This is a genomic window from Desulforudis sp. DRI-14 (genome assembly GCF_052618305.1).
In genome coordinates, this window is sequence record NZ_JBQXEZ010000017.1 from 11,912 (window position 1) to 34,679 (window position 22,768).

The window sequence follows — 22,768 nt, forward strand, 5'->3', positions numbered from 1 at the left end:
AAAGTAATGGCGAAGGGCATTATCAAGGCCAAATTTTTGCAGCAATTATTTGGCAGCAGATGTCAGTTCCATTGATGTTGCACACCTTGATCTGTTTGCGCCCCGTCTGCACACAACGCCCGTCTGCGCGCCTCGCGCAAGCAGGTGCGGGATCGCACAGGCAGGAGGACCCCTGGAGGTGATCTCTTGGCGTCCGACGGTTTGCGTCCCGGTTTGATTGTCAAGGGGCCGCTGTTGCCGGAGCCCGTTGAGATCATTGCCGTTATCCCTCTTGGTGACGCGCTGAAGCTTGTCGGCAAGGGGCTTAAGACCAATCAGGTGCACGATCCGATTCTCACCGCCGCTCAACTCGCCCAGCTCGATGTTTCTCCCGCAAGTCAGCCTTTCGACGGCGATGCGGTCTTGTTCCGCTTGGGAATAGAGGCCGAACGCCTTGGCCTCGCTTACGAATATGATCCCTACTTTTCGCTTTCCATCGCCCGGGTTGATCCACTGCCGCACCAACTGGAGGCGGTCTATGACTATTTTCTCAAGCTGCCGCGTATCCGCTTTCTGCTGGCCGACGACCCGGGGGCCGGGAAAACGATCATGGCCGGCCTGCTGCTCAAGGAACTCAAGGCCCGCGGCCTCGTCCGCCGCACGCTGGTGGTGGCTCCGGCCAACCTTACTTTCCAGTGGCAGCGCGAGTTGAAGGACAAGTTCCGGGAGCATTTCGAGGTCATCAGAAGCGATGTCCTGCGGGCCAACTACGGTCAGAATCCCTGGCAGGAGCGTGACCAGGTGGTTACTTCGGTATCCTGGGTTTCCCGCATCGAAGACGCGCGGGAAAGCCTGCTCCGGTCCCGCTGGGATCTGGTGATCGTGGACGAGGCGCATAAGATGAGCGCCTATTCTCACGACCACAAGACCCTGGCCTACCGCCTGGGCGAATCGCTTTCCGAAATGACCGACCACTACCTGTTGATGACGGCCACCCCCCACAAGGGCGATCCGGCTAACTTCTGCCTCTTTCTTTCGCTCCTTGACCGCGACGTGTACGGTAATGTGAAAAGCCTGGAAGAGGCCATGCGGCGCAACAGAGCACCGTTCTATATCCGTCGCACCAAGGAAGCGCTGGTCACCTTTCCCGATCCCGATACGGGTACGGTCAAGAAACTCTTCACCAACCGCGAGGTGCAGACGGCGGCGTTCAACCTGGACGGGGACGAGCTTGATTTTTATGAGCAACTCACGCGGTATGTTGAAGATCAGTCCATCCAGGCGGCCGCCGACGATTCCGCACGCGGCCGCGCCGTGGGCTTTACCATGGCCATGCTCCAGCGTCGCATGGCGTCCAGCGTTTACGCCGTGCGCAAAACGCTGGAGCGGATGCAGGAGCGGCGCGAAAAGATCCTCGCCGATCCGGATGGCTATCGGAAAGAACAAATCGAACGGCGCTTGCCCGACGATTTTGACGAGTTGACCGAGGAAGAACAACAGGAGATCATCGCCCAGCTCGAAGACGTGGTCGTCTCTGTCGACCCGGCGGAACTCAAGAAGGAGATCGCCCGGTTAAGCGCCTTGATCGGCAAGGCCCGCCGCCTTGAAGTCCGGGAGGTTGAAACAAAGCTCACCAAACTGCGGAGTGTCCTGACCGAGCAAGGTTTCTTCGCGGACCGGCAAATGAAGTTACTGATCTTCACGGAACACAAGGACACGCTCGATTACCTCGCCGGGGACGGGCGTGACGGCCGCCCCTACGGGAAACTACGTGAATGGGGTCTCAGCGTTACCCAGATCCACGGTGGAATGAAAATCGGTGACCGCGACACCCCCGGCACCCGGATTCACGCCGAGCGGGAGTTTCGGGAGTCGGCACAAGTCCTGGCGGCCACCGAGGCGGCCGGGGAAGGCATCAACCTGCAGTTTTGCTGGTTCATGATCAACTACGACATCCCGTGGAATCCGGTCCGGCTGGAGCAGCGGATGGGACGCATCCACCGCTACGGTCAGGAAAGGGATTGTCTGATTTTCAATTTCGTCGCCGTGAATACTCGTGAAGGCCGGGTACTGCAAAGCCTTCTGGAGCGGTTGCGTGAAATCCGCAGGGAACTCGGCACCGACCGGGTCTTCGACGTGGTCGGGGAAGTCTTCCCGGCGAACCTGTTGGAAAAGCTCTTCCGGGATCTGTACGCCCGTCGCATTGACGTGCCGAACATCGAAGCCAGAATCGTAAGTGAAGTTAACCCTGAGCGCTTTCGCGCCATTACCGAGTCTGCGCTTGAGGGTCTGGCCAAGAAAGAGCTTAACCTTTCCACCATCATCGGCAAGTCCGCGGAGGCCCGCGAGCGCCGCCTGGTGCCCGAGGTGATCGAGGACTTTTTCGTGCAAGCGGCCCCTGTCGCCGGCATAACTCCCAAACCAGTGGCCAAAGACAGTCATATTTATCGTATCGGCAAAGTCCCGCGTTTCCTGGTCTCGCTGGGTGAACGCCTTGAACCCCGCTACGGCCACCTGGGGCGGGAGTATCACAAGGTTGTTTTCGACAAGCACCTTTTGCTCGAAGACCCGACTCTGGAGTGGGTGACCCCGGGACATCCGCTGTTTGAGGCGGTGCGGGCCGATGTGGCGGAACGCGTGGCCGACCACCTGCGCCGGGGGGCCGTGTTTTTCGACCTGCACCGCCGGGAGCCGGCCTTATTGGATGCGCTGGCCGCCTCCGTAAAAGACGGACGGGGGCGCACGCTGCACCGCCGTCTCTTCATCGTGCAAACCGAACTGGACGGAACCATGTCCGTGCGTCAGCCGACCCTGATCCACGATCTTATTCCAGCACCTGCCGGGACTACCGTGCCGGATGGCGCCCCTTTGCCCGACCGCACCGCCGTTGAACGCTATCTCCTAGAACAAGCGCTGTCGGACTTTCTGACCGAGGTCGCGGCCGAGCGCGCCCGGGAGATTGAAACCATCAGGCGGCACGTGGAGATATCCCTGAATGAGCTTATTGACCGGCGCCAGCACCAACTGGCCGAACTCTTGAACCGTCAGATCGAGGGCGCGGCGGTACCGGGGCTGGACGGGCTGATTTCCCAGGCCGAAATCCACCTGGATGACCTGAACAATCGTCTTGAGACCCGTTGCCGGGAGCTGGACATGGAGCGCCACTGCACACTTACGGACATTACTCATTTGGGCCGTGCCTGGGTGTGGCCGCATCCGGAGCGCACCGCTCCGGGCCTTGCCCCGATGGTGCGCGATGAAGAGGTGGAGCGGATCGCGGTGGAGGTGGCCATCCGCCACGAAGAGGCGCGCGGCTGGCAGGTGGAGAGCGTGGAGGACCAGAACCGCGGCTTTGACCTGATCTCCCGCAAACCCCACCCCGAGGACGCCAAAACCTTTATCGAGGTGCGTTTCATCGAGGTCAAGGGGCGTGCCGGCGTGGATGAAATCGCCCTCACCGCCAATGAATACAAGACCGCCGGGCGGCTGAAAAAGGACTACTGGCTTTACGCCGTATTCAATTGCGCCTTCACGCCCGAACTGCATACCGTCCAGGACCCGGCCCGCCTGGGCTGGAAGCCGGTGGTCAAAGTGGAGCACTACCACGTTGGGCCGGAAGCCATACGGAGGGAAAGCAGCATATGAACGCAGCAGCAAACTACCCCAAACGGCTGATCGAAGTGGATCTCCCCATCCGCCGGATCAGCGCCCACGCGCGGCGGGAGAAGTCCATTCGTCACGGGCATATATCGACGCTGCACATCTGGTGGGCACGGCGGCCGCTGGCCGCTTGCCGGGCGGTCATTCTGGCCGCTCTCTGGCCCGACCCCGCTGATACTCATTGTCCACCTGCCTTCCGGGATGAGGCCCGCCGGCGGATGTTGGCCTGGGCACGCGACTGTATTGCCAAAACCAGTCCGGAATCTTACCGGCGGCTGATGGCCGTTCGCAACAACCCGGCCGTTCTTGACGACCCGGTGGAACTCCGCAAAGTGCTGCTGGACTTCATCGCCGATTTCGCCAACTGGGACAACTCCACCGACCAGGACTATCTGGAGACCAGCAGGGCGTTGGTGCGCGCCGCGCACGAGGCACTGGGCGGCGAACCCGGCACCCGTCCGCTGGTGGTCGATCCCTTTGCGGGCGGCGGCTCCATCCCGCTGGAAGCCCTGCGGGTGGGCGCCGACGCTTTCGCCTCCGACCTGAACCCGGTGGCGGTATTGCTGAATAAAGTCGTGCTCGAATACATCCCCCGCTACGGACAGCAACTGGCCGACGAGGTGCGCCGGTGGGGGAACTGGATTAAGGAACAAGCCGAACGGGAACTGGCCGAGTTTTATCCCCGAGACCCCGACGGTGCTACGCCCATCGCTTACCTCTGGGCGCGGACCATCCTCTCCGAAGCTCCGGGGCAGGGTGAGGTGCCCGTGGAAGTGCCGCTCATGCGCTCCTTGTGGCTGGCCAAGAAACCGGGTCGCTACCGGGCGTTGCGCTGGGTGCGGGATGACCGGGGGCAGGTCCAGACCGAAATAGTGGAAGTCACTTATGCCGACGGCACCACCCGCTTGGTGCGCCGTCCGCTCCTGGAGATCTTCGAGCCGGTGTCGGCGGCCGAGGTTGAGGAAGGAACAGTGAAGCGTGGTTCGGCTACCTGTCCGGTGACCGGTTACACCACCCCGGTAAAGAGCGTCCGTGAACAATTGAAGAAACGTCGCGGCGGCGCCGCCGACGCCCGCCTGTTTTGCGTGGTTACCACCCGGCCCGGCCAGCAGGGAAGGTTCTACCGCTTGCCCACTGACCGCGATCTGGACGCCGTAAGAAAGGCGGCCGAGGAACTGGAACGGCGCCAGCGGCAACACCGGGGCGCCTTAAGCCTGGTGCCGGATGAGCCATTGCCGCCTCAGGGTACACTGGGGTTTCGCGTTCAGCTTTATGGTATGGAGCAGTGGGGGGACCTTTTCAGCCCGCGTCAAGCGTTGGCCCTGACCACACTGGCACGATTAGTGCAGCGGGCGGGTGAACAATGGGCTTTGGAGCACGAAAAAGGTCTGGCAACGGCGGTGCAGACGTGTTTGGCGTTGGCAGTAAACCGTCAAGCTGATAAATTGAGTTCGTTAGCAAGATGGGACGTATCTAGGGAAAATCCGCAAGGAACTTTTTCTAGGCAAGCTCTTCCTATGGTTTGGGATTTTGATGAAGTTTACCTATTTTCGGGTTATGGCGGAGATTGGGATACCGCTCTAGCTTGGGTAGTACAAGTAATAGAACACTGTCCTTCTGTCAATCAAACGGGTTTGGCTGAGAAGGTTTCTGCTAATGCTCATCCACTTCCAGACGATTCTGCCCATTGTTTTTTCACGGACCCGCCTTATTATGATGCCGTACCCTATGCGGATCTTTCGGACTTCTTCATCGTTTGGCTCAGACGGACCTTAGAGAATATCCACTCCGATCTATTAGGGGATGCTCTAGCGCCTAAAGATGATGAGTGCATTGTAGATGAGATAAAGAGTAAAGACAAGATCTACTTTGAGACCACCATTGGTAGAGCAATGGCCGAAGGCCGACGAGTATTAGTACCCGACGGTATTGGTGTTGTAGTTTTTGCCCACAAATCCACTGCGGGTTGGGAAGCTCTGCTACAGGCAATGGTTGATGCTGGTTGGCGGGTTACCGGTTCCTGGCCCATTGACACGGAGATGGGTACGCGGTTGCGTGCGCGTGATTCCGCTGCCTTGGCCTCTTCTGTGCACTTGGTCTGCCGACCACGGGAGAATCCAGACGGTTCATTACGCATAGATGAAATTGGTGACTGGCGGGACGTATTGAACGAGCTGCCCAAACGTATTCATGAATGGTTACCGCGTTTGGCCAAAGAGGGCATAGTCGGGGCTGATGCCATCTTCGCCTGTCTCGGCCCGGCACTGGAGGTTTTCTCCCGCTATTCCCGTGTGGAAAAAGCCAGCGGGGAGCCGGTGACGCTCCGGGAGTATCTCGAACACGTCTGGGCGGCGGTGGCCCGGGAAGCGTTGTCAACCATCTTCACCGGCGCCGACGCCACCGGCTTCGAGGAGGACGCCCGCCTCACGGCCATGTGGCTCTGGACTCTTTCTGCCGGTAGGGCTAATGGTAATGGTAATCCGGTGGCTGAAGAAACTGATGATGAAGAGGGAGACAATGGGAAGGCGGTTTCTGTTGGCTTTGTGCTTGAGTACGACGCGGCCCGCAAGATCGCTCAGGGACTGGGTGCCCACCTGGAGAAGCTGGCCCACGTGGTCCAGGTCAAGGGCGAAACGGCACGATTGCTGCGCGTCACCGAGCGCACCCGCTATCTCTTTGGTAAGGACCAAGCCCAGGCAACCACGGCTAAGCCGAAGAAGAAAAAGACCCAAATAAGCCTTTTTGCCGAACTGGAAGAGGTGGAGGAAGAAGCCGACTGGGGCGTAAAGGCCGCGCCGAAACCCGGCACCACCGTACTTGACCGCGTGCATCAAGCAATGATCCTCTTTGCATCCGGCAGGGCTGAAGCCCTAAAGCGGTTCCTGGTTGAAGAGGGTGCCGGCAACGACGCCCGCTTTTGGCGCCTTGCCCAGGCCCTATCGGCCCTCTACCCGCCGGGCACCGACGAAAAACGCTGGGTAGACGGCCTCCTGGCCCGGAAAAAAAGCTTGGGATATTGATTCATGTCCGGGGTTGAGAAGCTCCTTGGGGAGGCAAAAAAATGACTGTTCCAAAAGAAACGGTATGGGAGTTGGATCCCCACACAAGGGCGAAACACGATATCCTTAAACGGTACCTCCAGGCGTGGTATGCAATACTGAACACGTATTACGGACGAATTGTCTATATTGATGGTTTCTGTGGTCCGGGGCGATACAAAGGGGGAGAACCGGGTTCACCGCTTGTTGCTATTGATGCGGCTGTTAACCATCGCAGGGCTATGCAGGGGGAGCTGGTCTTTTTGTTTATCGATGGGCGGCAGGATCGAATTGACCACCTTCGTTACGAACTAGACGGCCTTTCTATTCCGAGGAATTTTGATGTGTCCGTCAAGTGTGGACTGTTTCACGAAGAATTGGTCAGGCTTCTTGATGATGTTGATAACATGGGGGCTCATTTAGCTCCGACGTTTGCTTTCATAGATCCCTTTGGCTTTAAGGGTATTCCGTTTGCAATTATTGAACGGCTTTTACAACATCCACGGTGTGAGGTATTTATTACCTTCATGGTTGACGCCCTTAACAGGTTTCTGGAACACCCTAATGACCAAGTGGTCGAACACATTGTAGATGCTTTCGGAACCGAAAAATGTCTTGAGATTGCCCAGATGCCCGGCGACAGAATTCAAAGTTTGCGTGTTCTTTACCAGGACCAATTGAGTAAAATAGCCAAGTTTATACGCTATTTTGAGATGCGAGACAGGAATAACCGAACGCAGTACTATCTGTTTTTTGCCACGAATCACCGGTTGGGCCATGTAAAGATGAAGGAGTCGATGTGGAAAGTAAACCCCGATGGAGATTTCCTTTTTTCGGATGCAACCAATCCACGGCAAATGGTGCTATTTGAAAAAGACACTACTCACTGGCTTGCCGAAATTATCCAGCAGAAGTTTCTGGGTTTAGGGCGACCCATCCTTTGCGAAAGAGTTCGTGAATTTGTGGAAGATGAAACCGCTTACCTGAAAAAACATATGACGGCGGCTCTTAAGGTACTGGAAGCATCAAACGCGGTCCAGGTTGCGCCTTTAAAGGCTGACGGAAAAAAGCGCAGGACAAATACCTACCCGGACGAAGCGATCATTACATTCCTGGAGCATTGAAAAGATGAAAATTGAAGTGAATTCGAGGGTTAAACAAGAAATCAAATCACACAAGGAATCAGGACTTCCGATTGTGCCGCGCACTTCGTTCATCAAACAGTTTGGGGGTCCTGGTGCCGATTCCCGGATCATTTGTTTCAGGTTCTGGGAATTGGTTGTGGCGGCGGGGTGTCCTTACCGGTGTTCGTATTGCTTTTTGCAGGCTACCCCTTCGTATGTATTTGGGCATTACCCGCTTCAAGGGGCCATTTTTGAAAACTGGCGTCAAATGATCGAGGAGGTTGTGGAGTGGCTCAAGCATCCATTGCCTCGTATGCTGGTGATCGGAGAGTTGCAGGACGGATTGGCTTTTGACTCCGCCTACAGAAAAGTGGCGAACAAATCTCTTACCGAGATGTTGATACCCTTATTTGCGGAACAATCCCGCCATCGTCTGCTTTTCTTGACGAAATCCACGGTCATTGAAAACGCTTTGAGACTTCCTCCTACCAATCAGGTGGTGTTTTCCTGGTCCGTAAATGCCGAGGAAGCAGCGCGCCGTTGGGAGATAGGCGCTCCCTTGCCAAGTCGGCGTATCGCCGCCGCGCGCCGGATGATGGAAGCGGGTTGGCCGGTCAGGTTCCGCCTTGATCCGATGATTCCTTTTGATGGTTGGAGAGAGGGTTATCTTGATGTGATTAACCGGCTAAATGAGTTAAGGCCGGAAATGGTTACTATAGGGGCATTGCGGGCCTCGAATACTTTGAAGGCGCACGCCCGGCGCAACGGGCGTGACGCGTCTATTTTCGAGCTGCTGAAAGAAAAGGATGCGAGTAACTTTAAATGGCGGCTTCCACAAGACGTGCAGATAGAGCTGTTCCGTTTTGCTTATGAGCATATTGATGGAACGCGGATAGCTACCGCCTTATGCAAAGAGGACGCTTCGATCTGGGAGTCCGTAGGGATGAGCTTTAAAGGTTGTCATTGCTTGGTCGGAAACAGCGACGAGATTGCCGGCCGGCGGCACAGGCAGATGTGATCATTTCGGGATTGAATCTACGTTGTATTCTGTTTTTCGGCTGAGAGAGAGGGTGAGCTAATGCCCAGACTAAGACCCTGGTTTCACGTCGTTTCGCCGCGCGAGGATCTCCGGGAAGGCCGGCCGCTGGACGCCTCCGAGTTCGCGGTGCATTTGGACCAGGTGCGCGACGGCCGGGCGCCGGAAGATTATCTGAAGCCGGAGCGCTTTTTCGAGCGGACTTACATGACCAAGGGTCTGGCCGATCTGGCGGCGCAGATGGTGCGCCGGCTGTCGGGCATCAAGGTGGAGACCTCCGCCGTGTTCAACATGGCCACCCAGTTCGGGGGCGGCAAGACCCATGCCTTGACGCTACTTTATCACCTGGCCGAAGCTGGTCCGAAAGCCCATGCGTGGCGGGGGGTAAAAGACATCCTTTCCCGGGCTGGGGTGTCGTCCGTTCCCGAGGCGGCGGCGGCGGTGTTTGTGGGCACGGAGTTCGATTCCATCACCGGACGCGGGGGGACTGACGGTGAGCCTTTGCGGCGGACTCCCTGGGGGGAAATCGCCTGGCAACTCGGTGGCGCGGAAGCCTTTAACGCGGTGGCGGCGCACGACGAGCGGGGGACGGCGCCGGCCGGCGATGCTGTGCGCGCCTTCCTGCCTGAACGTCCGACCGTCATTTTGATGGACGAGTTGATGAACTACATCAGCCGCAACCGGAAATCCGGGCTCGCGGCCCAGTTTTACAGCTTCCTGCACAGCCTTTCGGAAGAGGCGCGTGCCCGGGACAACCTGGTGCTCGCCGTATCCATCCCGGCTTCGGAACTGGAAATGAATCCGGAAGATCAGCGTGATTACGAGTCGCTAAAGAAGCTTCTTGATCGCCTGGGGAAAGCGTTATTTATGTCCGCCGAAACCGAAGTGGCCGAGATTATCCGGCGCCGCCTCTTTGAATGGCAGGGGCTGCCCGAAGAGGCGGTAAAGACGGCGGCGGCCTACGCCTACTGGGTGACCGAGTACCGGCAACTGGTGGGTGACGTTGACGCCGCTTCGGCACGGGAACTGTTCAAATCCTGTTATCCTTTTCACCCCGCGCTCATCTCCGTTTTTGAGCGCAAATGGCAGAGCCTGCCCCGGTTTCAGAAGACGCGCGGCATACTGCGGCTGCTGGCGCTCTGGGTTTCGCACGCCTACCAGGCGGGATACCGGGGGGCGCACCGCGATCCGCTGATCGGCCTGGGTACCGCGCCTTTGGAAGATCCCTATTTCCGGGCGGCCATGTTTGAACAATTGGGCAATAACGATCTGGAAGGCGCGGTCACTACGGACATTGCCGGCAGGCGGGAGGCGCACGCCGTCCGCTTGGACCGCGAGGCGCCAAACGGGATCAAGAAGGCCAGGCTGCACCAAAAAGTGGCCACCACGATCTTTTTTGAATCCAACGGCGGGCAAACCAGAGCCGAGGCTACCGTGCCGGAGATCCGTTTCGCGGTGGGCGAACCGGAACTGGATATCGGCAACGTCGAAACCGTTTTGGAGGCGTTATCGGATACCTGTTACTACCTGAATGCCGACCGGAACCGGTATCGATTCAGCCAGAGTCCCAATTTGAATAAGATGCTCACTGATCGGCGGGCAACTATCAAGCAGGAAGCGATTGACAAGCGGGTGCGGCAGGAAATCCAGACGATTTTTAAGGCGGGTCCTGAAGGATTTACCCGGCGTTATTTCCCGGAAAACAGCAGCCAGGTTCCGGACCAGGCGGTGCTCACCCTGGTGATCTTGGCGCCGGATCAGCCGCTGTCGGCGCCCGATACGCGGAAGTTTATCGAAACCGTAATCCGGGAGCACGGGTCTTTGGGGCGGACGTTTAAGAGTGCCCTGCTCTTTGCGGTGCCTGATGAGAGCACACAGATCCAGGATGCGGCCCGTAAGCTGTTGGCCTGGGAAGAGATCGCCGATGACACGGAGACCATCGGGCGTCTGGATGCGGCCCAACAGCGCCAACTCAAGATTGGTACCGACCGAGCGGTACGTGACCTTAAAGAGGCGGTGTGGCGCGCCTACCGGTACGTCTTGCTTCTCAACAAGGACAATACGCTGAAAGAAGTCGATCTCGGACCGGTACACACCAGCGCCGCGAATTCAATGGTGGAGCTGATACTGAATCGTCTCAAGGCTGAAGACGAGATCACCGAAGACATAGGGCCGCACAAACTGGTCCGGTACTGGCCACCGACCAAGGAATGGAGTACACAGGCGGTGCGGGAAGCGTTCTATGCTTCCCCTACCTTGCCCCGGCTCCTGGATCCAAGAGCGCTGCGGCGCACCATTACGGACGGGGTGGCCGGAGGGGTCTTCGGTTATGCGGGCAAGGACGCGGACGGCCGCTTTGTGCCACTGTACTTTGAGACTACGCTGGCCGAAGCGGACATTGAATTTTCCAATGAGGTCTATCTTTTGCCCGCCGCAGAAGCACGGAAATATATCGAGCCGCCGCGACTCGCCCGGATGGAAATCCGGCCGGGCAGGGTGCGGCTGAAACCCGGGGAAAGGATTTCTTTTGCGGTGGCCTGCTTCGATCAGCACGACCAAAGCTACCCCTGTCCACCGGTAACGTGGTCCGCAACCGGCGGTCGGATCGATAAAAAGGGCTTATACGTTGCCGAGACTACCATTGGTTCTTACTATGTGCAGGCCAAGGTTGATGAACATACCGCCGGCGTAGAGGTGGATGTGTTGGACGATAGTTTGCCGCCCCCACCTCCGCCGCTTGGCAGAAAGGGTTTGCGGTGGCGCGGCGCGGTACCCCCGCAGAAGTGGATGAATCTCTATACGAAAGTTCTGTCGCGTTATGCGACCAACCCGAAATTGAAACTTGAGGTGATGTTCGAACTGCCTGCGGAGAACGGCATCACCGAGGCGCAAAAGAGCGAGTTGCGTGTGATCCTGCGGGAGCTGGGCTTATCGGAGGATATCGAAGAGGTCTAAGATGATGGATGACCGTTTGAACCAAAACAACATAATAGAACGGCGAATTGAAGAGTGGAAACAGAGGTTGATAGACCTGTCCCGCCGCAACCGCCTTTTATACTTTCGGTCCGGTTTAAGGGGGTCGTATCTGTGGGTGTTGCAGCCCGACCCAGACTTAGTCTTCTGGCGTCTTTTTGGCAACGAGGAGTATTTGGGTTTCTGGCTGCCTCCTGGCAAAGAAGAGGATGATAGCCCTGGTGCCCCGCGAAGGCGCTTTTCCCAACCAGCGGAACACGAATTGGTGATCAAAGGTCTTACCAGGGAGGAACTCCAGCGTAAGCTGAAAACACTCTATCGGCGGGCGACGACCGATTATCGCGAGCGTGGCGTGCGTATTTTGTACGCCGCATTCGGATGCCTGCGATGGAGAGAAGCTGAGGCAACAGAGGAAATCGTTTCACCACTCGTCCTGTGTCCGGTGGAGCTAAGCCGCGAGAGCCCCCAGGAATCCTTTCGTCTTTTCCTGGCGGAAGAGGATGTTGTGTTTAATCCGGCCTTGACTTTTAAGTTTCGCAAGGATTTCAATCTTGAACTGCCTGAGCTTCCGGGCGAGTGGGAGCAGGGTACACTCGGCGGTTATCTCGATTCGATTGCCCGGGCAGTTCAAGGATTCGACTGGGCTGTGGAAAAGGTGTGCCTCATTGGTCTCTTTTCATTTCACAAGCTGGTGATGTACCAAGATCTTAGCACCAACAAAGATTTAGTTACTGTCCATCCGGTTGTCCGTGCCCTGGCCGGGGATGGCGGGGGTCTTCCTCCTGCCGAGGAAGTTCCCTCCGAGAATCAATTGGATCGGATTCAAAAACCCGAGGAGACTTTTCAGATTCTGGACGCTGACAGTAGTCAGCGGTTGGCCGTTGAAGCTGCGCTTCGGGGCAACAGCTTCGTTCTCCAGGGACCGCCCGGGACAGGGAAGAGTCAGACCATCGCTAATGTTGTCGCTGAATTCCTTGCCAGGGGTAAGACAGTCCTGTTTGTCAGTGACAAAATGGCTGCCCTCGAAGTGGTATACAAGCGGCTTTTGAGTGTCGGGCTGGGGGATTTCTGTCTGGAGTTGCACAGTCACAAAGCCAATAAGCGTGAGGTTGTCGCTGAACTCAAGCGTTGCCTGGACGAGATCCTCGTCCCAAAGAACCTGCCTTCGAAAAATGACTTTGAGCGGTTGACCCGGTTGCGCGATCGGTTAAACGATTATGTCTTAGCCCTGCACGAGGTCCGGGAGCCATTGGGGCTGAGTGCCTACGACGTGCTGTGCCGTTTGACACAACTCCACGAAACGCCTTTGGTGCCATTGGAATCGGCCGATGTCAAGTTAGTGAACTTTTCGCAGTTAGAGACTTGGCAAGATTTGATGCGTTCTCTGGCCACTGTTTGGGGCGTGGTTGATGAAGGGCGGGACTTTCCCTGGTTTGGTTGTCGCGAAACCCACTACACGCCGAATGTCAGGGTGAAGTGGGAACTGATGCTGGACAAGGGGATTGGACACCTCGAAGCGCTCGAACAAACCGCCGCTGAGCATGCTAAAGCTGTTGGGGTGGAAAAACCGGTGAGCCTGGACGGAGTTGAGTGGCTTGTCCAAGTTGTCGGGCATCTAATGGAAAGCCCCAAACCTCCCCGGGACTGGTTGACTGATGCCGGCCTTGATGAGCTTTTCGATAATTCCTGGAAGTACCGGGCCTTGTGTGATGCCTACCTGACTACGAGACGATCACTCGAAGAGCGCTATAGTGACGGTTTTTTTGGATTAGATTTGGCTATGGGCGATATGATTGAGGCTGTCTGGGCGAACCTGACCACCGCTTTAGGCGTTAAGGATGACAACCAGACAAACGTGTATCTGAATGCGGCCCGGCTTCGCGACCTGTTCGAGGAACTGGAACACGCTACAAGAAACATCCTGAGGGATGCCGTGGACATCGCCCGACACCTCGGCCTGTCTGTGGAGAAGATGACTTTGCAGAGAGCTAAACAACTCCAAAGAATCACGGAGCTTGCCATGTCCGAACACAAGCCGGAAGCGTCGTGGCTGGATCCACGGCGCATTTACCAGGTCCGGGCATTGCTTAATGAGATCCGCCCGTTGTATGCGGAGCACAACAAGAAGCTCTCCGAATTGTTAGAGAACTATGAGGAAGGCATCCTGGAGCTGGATTTGGACGTGATGGTCGAGCGCTTCGACGGTGTCATCTACCGGTCCTTTTTACGGTGGTTTCACCCGAGGTTTCATCGTGACAAGAAGCTGATCAAGCACGCTACCCGAAAAAAAGTCTTTCCCGGGCCCAATAAGACCCTGGAAGATATTGGACGAGCACGCGAAGTCAAACGGTTGCGGCACAGAATAGACCATGACCGTGCGGAGACAGAAGCACTGCTCGGGAGCTACTATCAAGGATGCCATACAGACTTCGCGGCGGTGGAGTTGGCTTTGGATGGCGCCCAAGAGGTCCTTTCTTTGGCCGGAATGTCATTTTTACCGGATAGAATGACTGCACTTCTGGCTTTCGGCAGCGTTGCTCCTTCGGACATCACTGATGCTGGTGCCCGGCTCAAGAATCAAGCTGACAGATGGGAGGGTATCGTTAAGTCCCTGGAAGGGCTTATCTCCCAAAGTATTCCTGGCGTTGACGGTCTTCCGCCCTCTCAGTGTCCGCTTGCAGAGGTTGGAGCGTTGATCGAAAGTATTTTGGGGCCGCTGAGGCAACTGTGTCAATTAACCGATTCGGTATTGGCGCATCGCGTTGGGGGCTACTATCCGGGTACTCTGGGCGACCTGCTTGCCGATTTGCGGGCTTTTGAAAGCATAACCGCCATTCGGGCGGATATGGAGGAGGAGTCCTCGCGACTCGAAAAGATTTTTGGGGAGCGCTACCGGGGTCTGGATACGGCCTGGGAAGAGATCTTAGCTGCACTGGAGTGGACACAGACGGCACGCAACCTGTTTGACAGCAGCAGTGTGCCGGACCGGTTCATTCGGTTGGCGGTGGGGGAGGTGCCGCCGCACAACTTGTCGGCTGAGAGGCTGCAGCAGGCCTGCGACAAGATCAAGGGGTTTCTTCGGCTGTTACAGGATAATTTTGACCTTGAAGCACCATGGGATGCTTGGTTCCTGGCAGACTTAAGAAACAAGACCGTCACCCTTAAGCAGAGGCTGGATGATCTGGAGGCATGGACACATTACGTGCGGGTGGAGAAAAGGTTCCTTGAGGCCGGTTTAGGTCGGTTTTTCACCAAATTGAAAACCGCCTCGCTTTCGGCCGCACAGCTCGAACCCGCCTTATATAAGGCCTTTTTCACCGCTTGGATGAACTTTGTATATGAAGACGATGCCAGGCTTGGCGAGTTTCGGGGCCGGGATCATGAACAATTGATCCACGAGTTCCGTCAGTTGGACACCAGGTTAATTCAGTTATCCGCTCACCGTGTGATTGAACAATGTAATCAGCAACGGCCCCAGGCGGCACTGCTGCAGACACAGGGCTCCGAGGTAATGGTGATCAGGCGCGAGGCGGCCAAGAGGCGGCGGCACCTACCGATTCGCGACCTGTTTGCCCGTGTGCCTAATCTTTTGCTGAGGCTTAAACCCTGCCTCTTGATGGGACCACTCTCGGTTAGCCAGTACCTCAATCCCAACCTGATCAAGTTTGACTTGGTGGTGTTCGATGAGGCCTCACAGATTTTCACCGAGGATGCAGTCGGGGCTATCTATCGTGGAAATCAGCTCGTTGTGGCCGGTGACAGTAGACAGTTGCCGCCGACCAACTTTTTCAGAATCATGGACACCGATCTTGACTATGACGAGGACGAGGAGGCTGCTGACGATATCGTATCCGCCGACTTCACCAGCGTACTGGAGGAGTGTGAGACTGTTCTGCCCAGGTTCCCGGATCCCTTTCTCAGATGGCACTACCGGAGCAAACACGAATCATTGATAGCGTTTTCAAACTACCGGTTTTACGAAAAGCGTTTGATCACTTTCCCGTCATCCACTTATAGTCACGAAGACTTGGGCGTGAGGTTGGTTTACGTGCCGGATGGTGTTTACGACCGGGGCGGAAAGCGAGACAACCGGCGTGAGGCGGAAGTGGTTGCAGAATTGACTTTAGAACATCTTAAACGATATCCGGGAAAGAGCCTCGGGATCGTTGCGTTCAGCCAGGCGCAGGCCAACACCATAGAGGACTTGGTGGAGTTGCGTCGGCGGGACAATCCGGAGTTGGAGCGGTTGTTCAAAGAGGATCGACTCGAAGGCTTCTTCATCAAGAACCTGGAAAACATTCAGGGAGACGAACGTGACGTTATCATATTCAGCATTGGTTATGGTTTTGACCAGCATCGACGGATCACCATGAACTTCGGCCCTTTGAACAAAGCTGGCGGAGAGCGTCGGCTCAACGTGGCGGTGACCCGGGCGCGTGAGAAGGTTGTGCTGGTAAGCTCCATCAGAGCGTCAGATCTTGACATGAGTGCGACCGAAGCGGCGGGAGTACTGTCCCTTTACCATTACCTTGATTATGCCGAACGAGGCGAACAAGCACTATCATTGACCCATCCTAAAGGTTTGGGTGAGAGTGAGTCCTTGTTAGAAGACGATGTGGCCTCCGCTATCCGGCAGATGGGGTATGACGTGGTTCCACAAGTTGGTTGTAGTGGTTACCGCATCGATATCGGGGTTGTCGATCCAGCGCAAAAGGGCCGTTTCATTCTGGGGGTCGAATGTGATGGTGCCACCTATCATTCCGCCAAGACCGCTCGTGATCGTGACCGGCTCCGCCAGAGCGTATTGGAGAGCCTGGGTTGGCGTATTTACCGTATCTGGTCCCCTGATTGGGTGGCCAAACGTGTCACCGAGGTTGAAAGGCTCCGCAAGGCCATTGAGGAGGCTCGTAGGGACAGTGTGCGAGTGCCGTTCCCCGGGAACCCCAACCCCCGGAACAAAGCCCAGGCTGCTACCGTCGACGGTGGGGTTGAGCGGGTCTGCAATACTCTGCCGGAAAACGGGGTTTCTATTCCGGGCACGGTCTCCTATGAAGCATTTGATATTGATATGGCGACGGTGCCATTGTTCTGGGACTTTAATACGCCGCACTACAGAGAGGAACAGAGTGCTACACTGGAAGCCATAGTTGAAGTCGAAGGACCGATCCACATTGAATTGGCTGCCAGACGTTTAGCCATGGCCTGGGGCTTGGAGCGCCTGGGGCCGAAGGTGATGAGAACGGTAAGAGAGGCTGTAAGCCTTTGCGAAAAGCGCAAGACGGTTAAAGTGGTAAATAGTTTTCTTTGGCCAGCGGCCGAGAAGAATATTGTGGTTAGGGTTCCCGTACCGGAAAAACCGGAGACCTTCAGAAAGATTGACTACATTCCTTCGGGTGAGATTCAACAAGCAGTTCTCTTGGTCCTTCACCATGCCGGCGGTATAGATGCGGATTCATTAATCACGGAAACCGGACGTCTTTTTGGTTATGCCCGGATGGGCCCGATAATCCGAAAACGTTTTACGGACGAAATCAGTAATATGGAAGCGGCAGGAACCATCGTGCGAAACGGTGAATCCGTTACTTTAGGCAAGCGAGGATGCGCTGATGGAAGAGCTTGACCTTCTAGTTCCCGGGGTTTCTAAAATGGGCACGGTGAACAACCACCTTAAGGGTGCTGGGAATTGATCTCGGCACAACCAATTCGGTGGTGGCCGAAATGGTATGGCCTCCAGGCGAACCTCTCCCCGACCGTGTGCATTGTTTGGAGATTGATCAACCAACCCGCGACGGAACCTATACCGGTTACTTGGTGCCTTCGGTGATCGCCGTTCACGGAGGGAAGGTGATGGTGGGCGAAGGTGCCAAACGCTTGTGCGCGGATATTGCCAAGTATAAACTCCAGCAGAATAGGAATTTGTTTTGCGAGTGCAAGAATGACATCGGTACGAACATCACCTACCACAAGGCTCCGGAGGGCTTTCGTTCACCCGCCGAGATCGGCGGGAAGGTGCTGGGTTTTCTTTATGAGTCAGCTCGAGAATTCGGGCCGGATCTTCCAAACTGCCGTTATACGATTTTGTGCTGGTTGACGAAGGTCAGGATCTGGACAGCGACGCTTTTGAACTCTTGCGACTGATTGCCAAACACATCACCGTCTGCCTGGATAACAAACAGCAGATCTACGAGAAAGGTTTGCACGAAGCGGATATCCTCCGTAAGCTCGGCATTCGGAAGCGAAACGTACAACTGCTTGAGGCGTTCCGGTGCTGTCCGTATATCATCAACGTGGCGGCCGAGTTTATCGAGGACGCCCGGCAAAAGGAAGAGTTCATCCGGCAGGGGAAAACCCCGGCGGAAAAGGAAACCCCGATTCTTTATTACGCCTCAAGTATGGAGAATGAAAAGCGCCGCCTGATGGAAGTACTGAGTACCCGTCAGTCCAGGATGGAACGTATCGCTATTCTGTTTCCGAAGAAAAACCAGGTTTATGGCTTTGCCGCCAGTCTAAGAAGAGGCGGGTTTTGAGGTTGAGACGCCGGATGACTTTGACTTTGCGAATAACATCCCCAAAGTGATGCCGTACCACAGCGCCAAGGGGCTCACCTTTGATACGGTTCTGATGCCCCGGTTGGTGAAGTCTTCATTTCCGGTCCTGAGTGCCGCGCGGATCAATCACCTTCTATTCGTGGCCATTACCCGGGCGACAAAATGGCTGTATTTGAGCACGCTGAAGGGTAAAGAAGTTGATTCCCTGCAACTGGTACGAAACTTGGGGGAGAAAGGTTTAAAAAACATGAAAGACAAGAACAGTCGTTGGCTGCCTGATTTTAAGGCGGCGCTTAATAAGGTGGTGCCGGATATAAAGGATTTCCAGGTGCAGAAAATCGGTGGCTATCTGGTAATAAAACTGTTGCACAGTTATGAGAAAGGGGAGCACTGGTTTGACGCTTCCCAGGAATCGGACGGTACGCTGAGGGTGCTTGGTCTGCTGGCCGCGCTTTACCAGGACTCCCCGCCGACCTTGCTGGCCATAGAGGAACCCGAGTTGACCATTTATCCCGGTGCGCTGGCCGTGCTCGCGGACGTAATGAAGGAAGCCGCCGGGCGGACCCAGTTGTTATTGACCACACACAGTCCGGACTTGATCAGCCGTCTGCCGGTTGATGCGTTAAGGGCGGTCGAGAAGCTGGACGGTGTCACCTTGATCAGTGATATTGACGAGACCAAAAGAATGGATGGGCTTAGGTATGGGCCTTAAGGAGCGATGATGCTGGATGATGCAAACACTGCAAGAAGAACTCCTCAAAATGTATCAGAAGATGACTGCTGAGGGGAAGCTGGTTCCGGCGGCGCGGTTGGACGAGTATTACGGTGTCTTCCGGCGGCGGTTCGGGCCGGCACAACTGGCAAGCCTTGACGGGGAGGCGCTGCTGGAAACAATACACAATCACAGCAATCCGGACAGCCTGGTTTACTGGCTGGAGTTCAAGGATGACGAGGAGTTTCCGGATCATTTCGGGAGTATCGCCGGCGGCAGTGCGCTGAAGTTCGGCATTTACCGCCGGAAGGAGACCGGGGCGTGGGTGACGGGCAGCCCGGTGGAAACGCGCGAGCTGCCGCTGGATGAGGCGGTGGCCGTGGCCCGGAAGCACCGGGATCAACTCGTGGCCGGTGCCGCGCTGCTGGAAGGCTTACCCCGCAACGCTTCGGATGAGGATTACCTGCGGCTGCAGCAGGAGATGGACGCGCAGTGTCCCGACATGGGCAACACGGCCTGGGGTCACAAGTATTTCAGCCTGCTGTATCCGGACAAGCTCGATTTCTTCCACGTTGCCGACTACCAACGCTTCCACCTGATCAAGCTCCTGCAAGTGCCGCCGGAGGGTGAGGGCCGCTACCTGGCGGCTGGTCGGTTCGTGCGTTTGGCCGCGGAACTGGGGCTGCACCTGAACCATTTGGGTCACTTGCTCGTGATACGCAACGGCCGGCCGTACCGCTATTGGCGGGTGGGCACCAGCGACGAGACCAAGCCCCGGAACCGCTGGGACCTGATGCGGGACGGCGGAGTGGTGGCTGTCGGGTGGCCGGACCTGGGGGATCTGTCCGGGTTCTGGAAAAAGCCGGAGCAGCGGGAGAAGCTGCGCGCCCTGATGGCGGAAAAGTATCCCAACACGCCGCAGACGGTGGGCAACCAGACCGCACAGCTCTGGAATTTCGTGTTCGGTATGGCGGAAGGAGACCTGGTGCTGGCCTGCGACGGAGCCGCGGTGTTGGGAATCGGGAAGGTGACGGGCGGTTATTTCTTCGAACCCGATTCAGACTTTCCCCATCGCCGGCGGGTAGAGTGGCTCAGCCTTGACGAATGGCAGATGCCGGTGCACGAAGGCTTGCGAAGCACCTTCCGCGAGTTCCGCAAGCATGCGAACCGGGTGGAGGCCGAACGGCGCATTTTGGAGACAAAACGCCGTGAACGAGAGAACGGGGAGAAACCGCCTGTTGAACCACCAACGGCAACCGCTGTTCCCGCTCTGGACGGCATCCCCGGCCGCATTCAGAAAGTGCTGGAAAGAAAAGGCCAGGTGGTGCTTTACGGCCCGCCGGGGACCGGCAAGACCTACTGGGCGGAGATTACGGCATGTCAGCTGGCGGCTTACCACGCTTTCGGCCGCGGTTTCGAGCGCCTGACCGAGGAAGAAAAGCGGCAGATCACCGGTAACGGTGAACAGCCGGGGCTCGTGCGCATGTGCTGCTTCCACCCGGCTTACGGGTATGAGGACTTCCTGGAGGGCTACCGGCCGGAGACCAGTGAGGGGCGGATGACTTTCGTCCTGCGATCGGGCGTTTTCAAGACGCTTTGCGCCCAAGCCCGGGACAATCCCTGTTATCGTTATTATCTGATCATTGACGAGATCAACCGGGGGGACATCCCCCGGATCTTCGGCGAGTTGCTGACCGTGCTGGAGAAGTCCAGGAGAAACAAGCATATCATTCTGCCCCTGAGCGGCGAGTTGCTGCGGGTTCCAGAGAACGTCTTTATCATCGGAACGATGAATACGGCGGACCGTTCGATCGCCCTGATGGATGCGGCCCTGCGGCGGCGTTTCGGTTTCGTGGAACTGATGCCCGATCCGGCGGTGCTGGGCGATGTGGTGGTGGACGGCATACCCCTGGGTCCGTGGCTGGACGCCCTGAACCAGCGGATTTGTCGGCACGTCGGCCGGGACGCACGCAATCTACAGGTCGGCCATACGTATTTGATGGACGGTTCTCACCCGATCACCGGTTTTGAGAAGTTGTCCCGCGCCCTGCGGGAAGATCTGCTGCCGCTGCTGGAGGAATACTGCTACGAAGACTACACGACCCTGGAACGTATTATGGGCCGCGCTCTGGTGGATGTTGCCAATCAGCGCATCCGGGATGAGCTTTTCGAGTCGGATCAGAAGGATAAGCTGGTGCAGGCTCTGCTGGCGCCGTGCCCGGAGGTGGCCGCCTCTTCTCCGGCCGTGCAGGCGGAACAGGAGCAATCAGCGGAGGACGAGTCTCCGGAAGACGGGGATGAAGACGGTCCGGAAGCCGGGGATGGGCAATGACGGTCGTACCGGTGACGCTTGAGGAATGGGACAAGTTGTCACCTTGCGGGGACAGCCCGACGCGGGGTCTGTCTTTCCGGCGGGAGCCGGCCGCCAGGGACTTGGCGGGCACCCTGGCTGAATCAGGGAAGCTGGAGGTGCAGGAGCTTCTGGACGGCCTGGCCGTTCAGTCCAGGTCCTTCGTGGGCACCGTCCGTCTCGGCCCGCTGCAAGTGATCGTCCGGCCTAAGATAACCGGGTTTCCGCTGGTCGTCCTGCTCCGCTACGCTTACGGATTGCGCAATCTCTTTCTTTATGAGCAGGTTGACCTGGAAACAACGGGCCGGCCTTTTCAGGATCTGCTTTTGTCCCAATTGGCCGCCGAAGCGGCCGAATTACTTTCCCGGGGTTTGCACCGCGCCTACCGGCCGCGACGCGAATTGCCGGCCAGCCTGCGCGGCCGGGTGGACTTTCAGCGGTTGGCACGCACGGGGGGCGTCCAGCAGTCGGCGCTGCCCTGCTACCATCATCCCCGGCTCGCGGATTGTCTGTCCAACCAGGTGCTGGCGGCCGGCCTGCGCTTCGGCGCCGGGTTGACGGGCGATCTCGAATTGCGGTCGCGTCTCCGCCGGTTGGCGGCGGTGTGCGGTGAGAACGTCACCCCGATCCGCCTGGATCACCACGTCTTCGCCCGGCTGGAACGGGAGGCCGGTCGGCTGACCCGCGCCTACGAACCGGCTTTTCGGCTGATCAAGATCCTGTACCGGGACGCCGGTGCGGGTTTGGGCCGGGAGGCGGGTGGACTTCCGGTTCCGGGATTCTTGTTTGATATGAACCGGTTTTTCCAGGCCGTCCTGTCCCGTTTCCTGCACGAGAATCTGGACGGTTTCCGGGTGCAGGATGAGTACCGGCTGCAAGGCATGTTCGCCTACGTTCCCGGTTTTAATCCGCAGCGCAGGCAGGCACCGGCCCCGCGCCCGGACTTCGTGGTTTTCCGCGGCGGCAGGGTGGCGGCGATCCTGGACGCCAAGTACCGGGATCTCTGGGAGAATGCGCTGCCCCGGGATATGCTCTACCAGTTGGCGTTGTATGCGTTGAGCCAGGGCGGGGGCATGCGGGCCGCTATTCTTTACCCGACTCTTGACCCCCAGGCGTGTGAGGCGGTAATCGAGGTGCGGGAGCCGGTGCACGGTGTAGGACGGGCGCAGGTGATCCTACGCCCGGTGGTTATTGATCAATTGGCGGAGATGGTTTCCCTGTCCGATCCGGCAACTGCAAGAAGGCGGAAAGAATACGCCCGTCATTTGGCCTTCGGCGCCAGTTAGGTGTGGAGTTAGTGGCAGGTGCGTATTTCGGACCAAATCGGCCACCTCCTTTTCGGACGATT

Annotated in this window: 11 protein-coding genes; all 11 read left to right on the forward strand. The window is 57.2% G+C overall.

Features of this window, described 5'->3' with window-relative positions:
• Nucleotides 1-186: 186 nt before the first annotated feature.
• The 11 genes from ACUM6F_RS09660 to ACUM6F_RS09710 all read left to right on the forward strand — a co-directional run bounded on the left by ACUM6F_RS09660 (nucleotide 187) and on the right by ACUM6F_RS09710 (nucleotide 22,706).
• Entirely contained in the window at nucleotides 187-3,624 is a 3,438-nt protein-coding gene (locus tag ACUM6F_RS09660; RefSeq protein WP_445349084.1) for a protein NO VEIN domain-containing protein, read from the forward strand.
• Nucleotides 3,621-6,659, forward strand: a complete 3,039-nt coding sequence (locus ACUM6F_RS09665) for a DUF1156 domain-containing protein (protein WP_445349085.1) — start codon at nucleotides 3,621-3,623, stop codon at nucleotides 6,657-6,659. Before ACUM6F_RS09660 ends, ACUM6F_RS09665 begins: the two co-directional genes overlap by 4 nt.
• Nucleotides 6,660-6,700: 41 nt before the next feature.
• Nucleotides 6,701-7,801, forward strand: coding sequence for a three-Cys-motif partner protein TcmP (locus ACUM6F_RS09670; protein WP_445349086.1), 1,101 nt, complete (start codon nucleotides 6,701-6,703; stop codon nucleotides 7,799-7,801).
• Nucleotides 7,802-7,805: 4 nt separating this feature from the next.
• The gene (locus ACUM6F_RS09675; protein WP_445349087.1) at nucleotides 7,806-8,819 is read left to right on the forward strand and encodes a radical SAM protein; all 1,014 of its coding nucleotides are present in this window, start codon (nucleotides 7,806-7,808) and stop codon (nucleotides 8,817-8,819) included.
• A 60-nt stretch (nucleotides 8,820-8,879) separates the two neighbouring features.
• Nucleotides 8,880-11,792 carry an ATP-binding protein gene (locus ACUM6F_RS09680; RefSeq protein WP_445349088.1) on the forward strand — a complete coding sequence of 971 codons (2,913 nt, stop codon included), beginning with the start codon at nucleotides 8,880-8,882 and terminating at the stop codon, nucleotides 11,790-11,792.
• A gap of 1 nt (nucleotide 11,793) precedes the next feature.
• Nucleotides 11,794-17,430 carry a DUF3320 domain-containing protein gene (locus ACUM6F_RS09685; RefSeq protein WP_445349089.1) on the forward strand — a complete coding sequence of 1,879 codons (5,637 nt, stop codon included), beginning with the start codon at nucleotides 11,794-11,796 and terminating at the stop codon, nucleotides 17,428-17,430.
• Nucleotides 17,431-17,573: 143 nt separating this feature from the next.
• The gene (locus ACUM6F_RS09690) at nucleotides 17,574-17,948 is read left to right on the forward strand and encodes a hypothetical protein (RefSeq protein ID WP_445349090.1); all 375 of its coding nucleotides are present in this window, start codon (nucleotides 17,574-17,576) and stop codon (nucleotides 17,946-17,948) included.
• Nucleotides 17,891-18,337, forward strand: coding sequence for a hypothetical protein (locus ACUM6F_RS09695; RefSeq protein WP_445349091.1), 447 nt, complete (start codon nucleotides 17,891-17,893; stop codon nucleotides 18,335-18,337). The genes ACUM6F_RS09690 and ACUM6F_RS09695 overlap by 58 nt, the downstream gene beginning before the upstream one ends.
• A gap of 37 nt (nucleotides 18,338-18,374) precedes the next feature.
• Nucleotides 18,375-19,070, forward strand: coding sequence for an AAA family ATPase (locus ACUM6F_RS09700; RefSeq protein WP_445349102.1), 696 nt, complete (start codon nucleotides 18,375-18,377; stop codon nucleotides 19,068-19,070).
• Between the two features lie 16 nt (nucleotides 19,071-19,086).
• Nucleotides 19,087-21,402 carry an AAA family ATPase gene (locus tag ACUM6F_RS09705; protein WP_445349092.1) on the forward strand — a complete coding sequence of 772 codons (2,316 nt, stop codon included), beginning with the start codon at nucleotides 19,087-19,089 and terminating at the stop codon, nucleotides 21,400-21,402.
• A complete protein-coding gene (locus ACUM6F_RS09710) occupies nucleotides 21,399-22,706 on the forward strand; it encodes an McrC family protein (RefSeq protein WP_445349093.1) in 1,308 nt (435 codons plus the stop codon). The genes ACUM6F_RS09705 and ACUM6F_RS09710 overlap by 4 nt, the downstream gene beginning before the upstream one ends.
• Nucleotides 22,707-22,768: the final 62 nt, after the last annotated feature.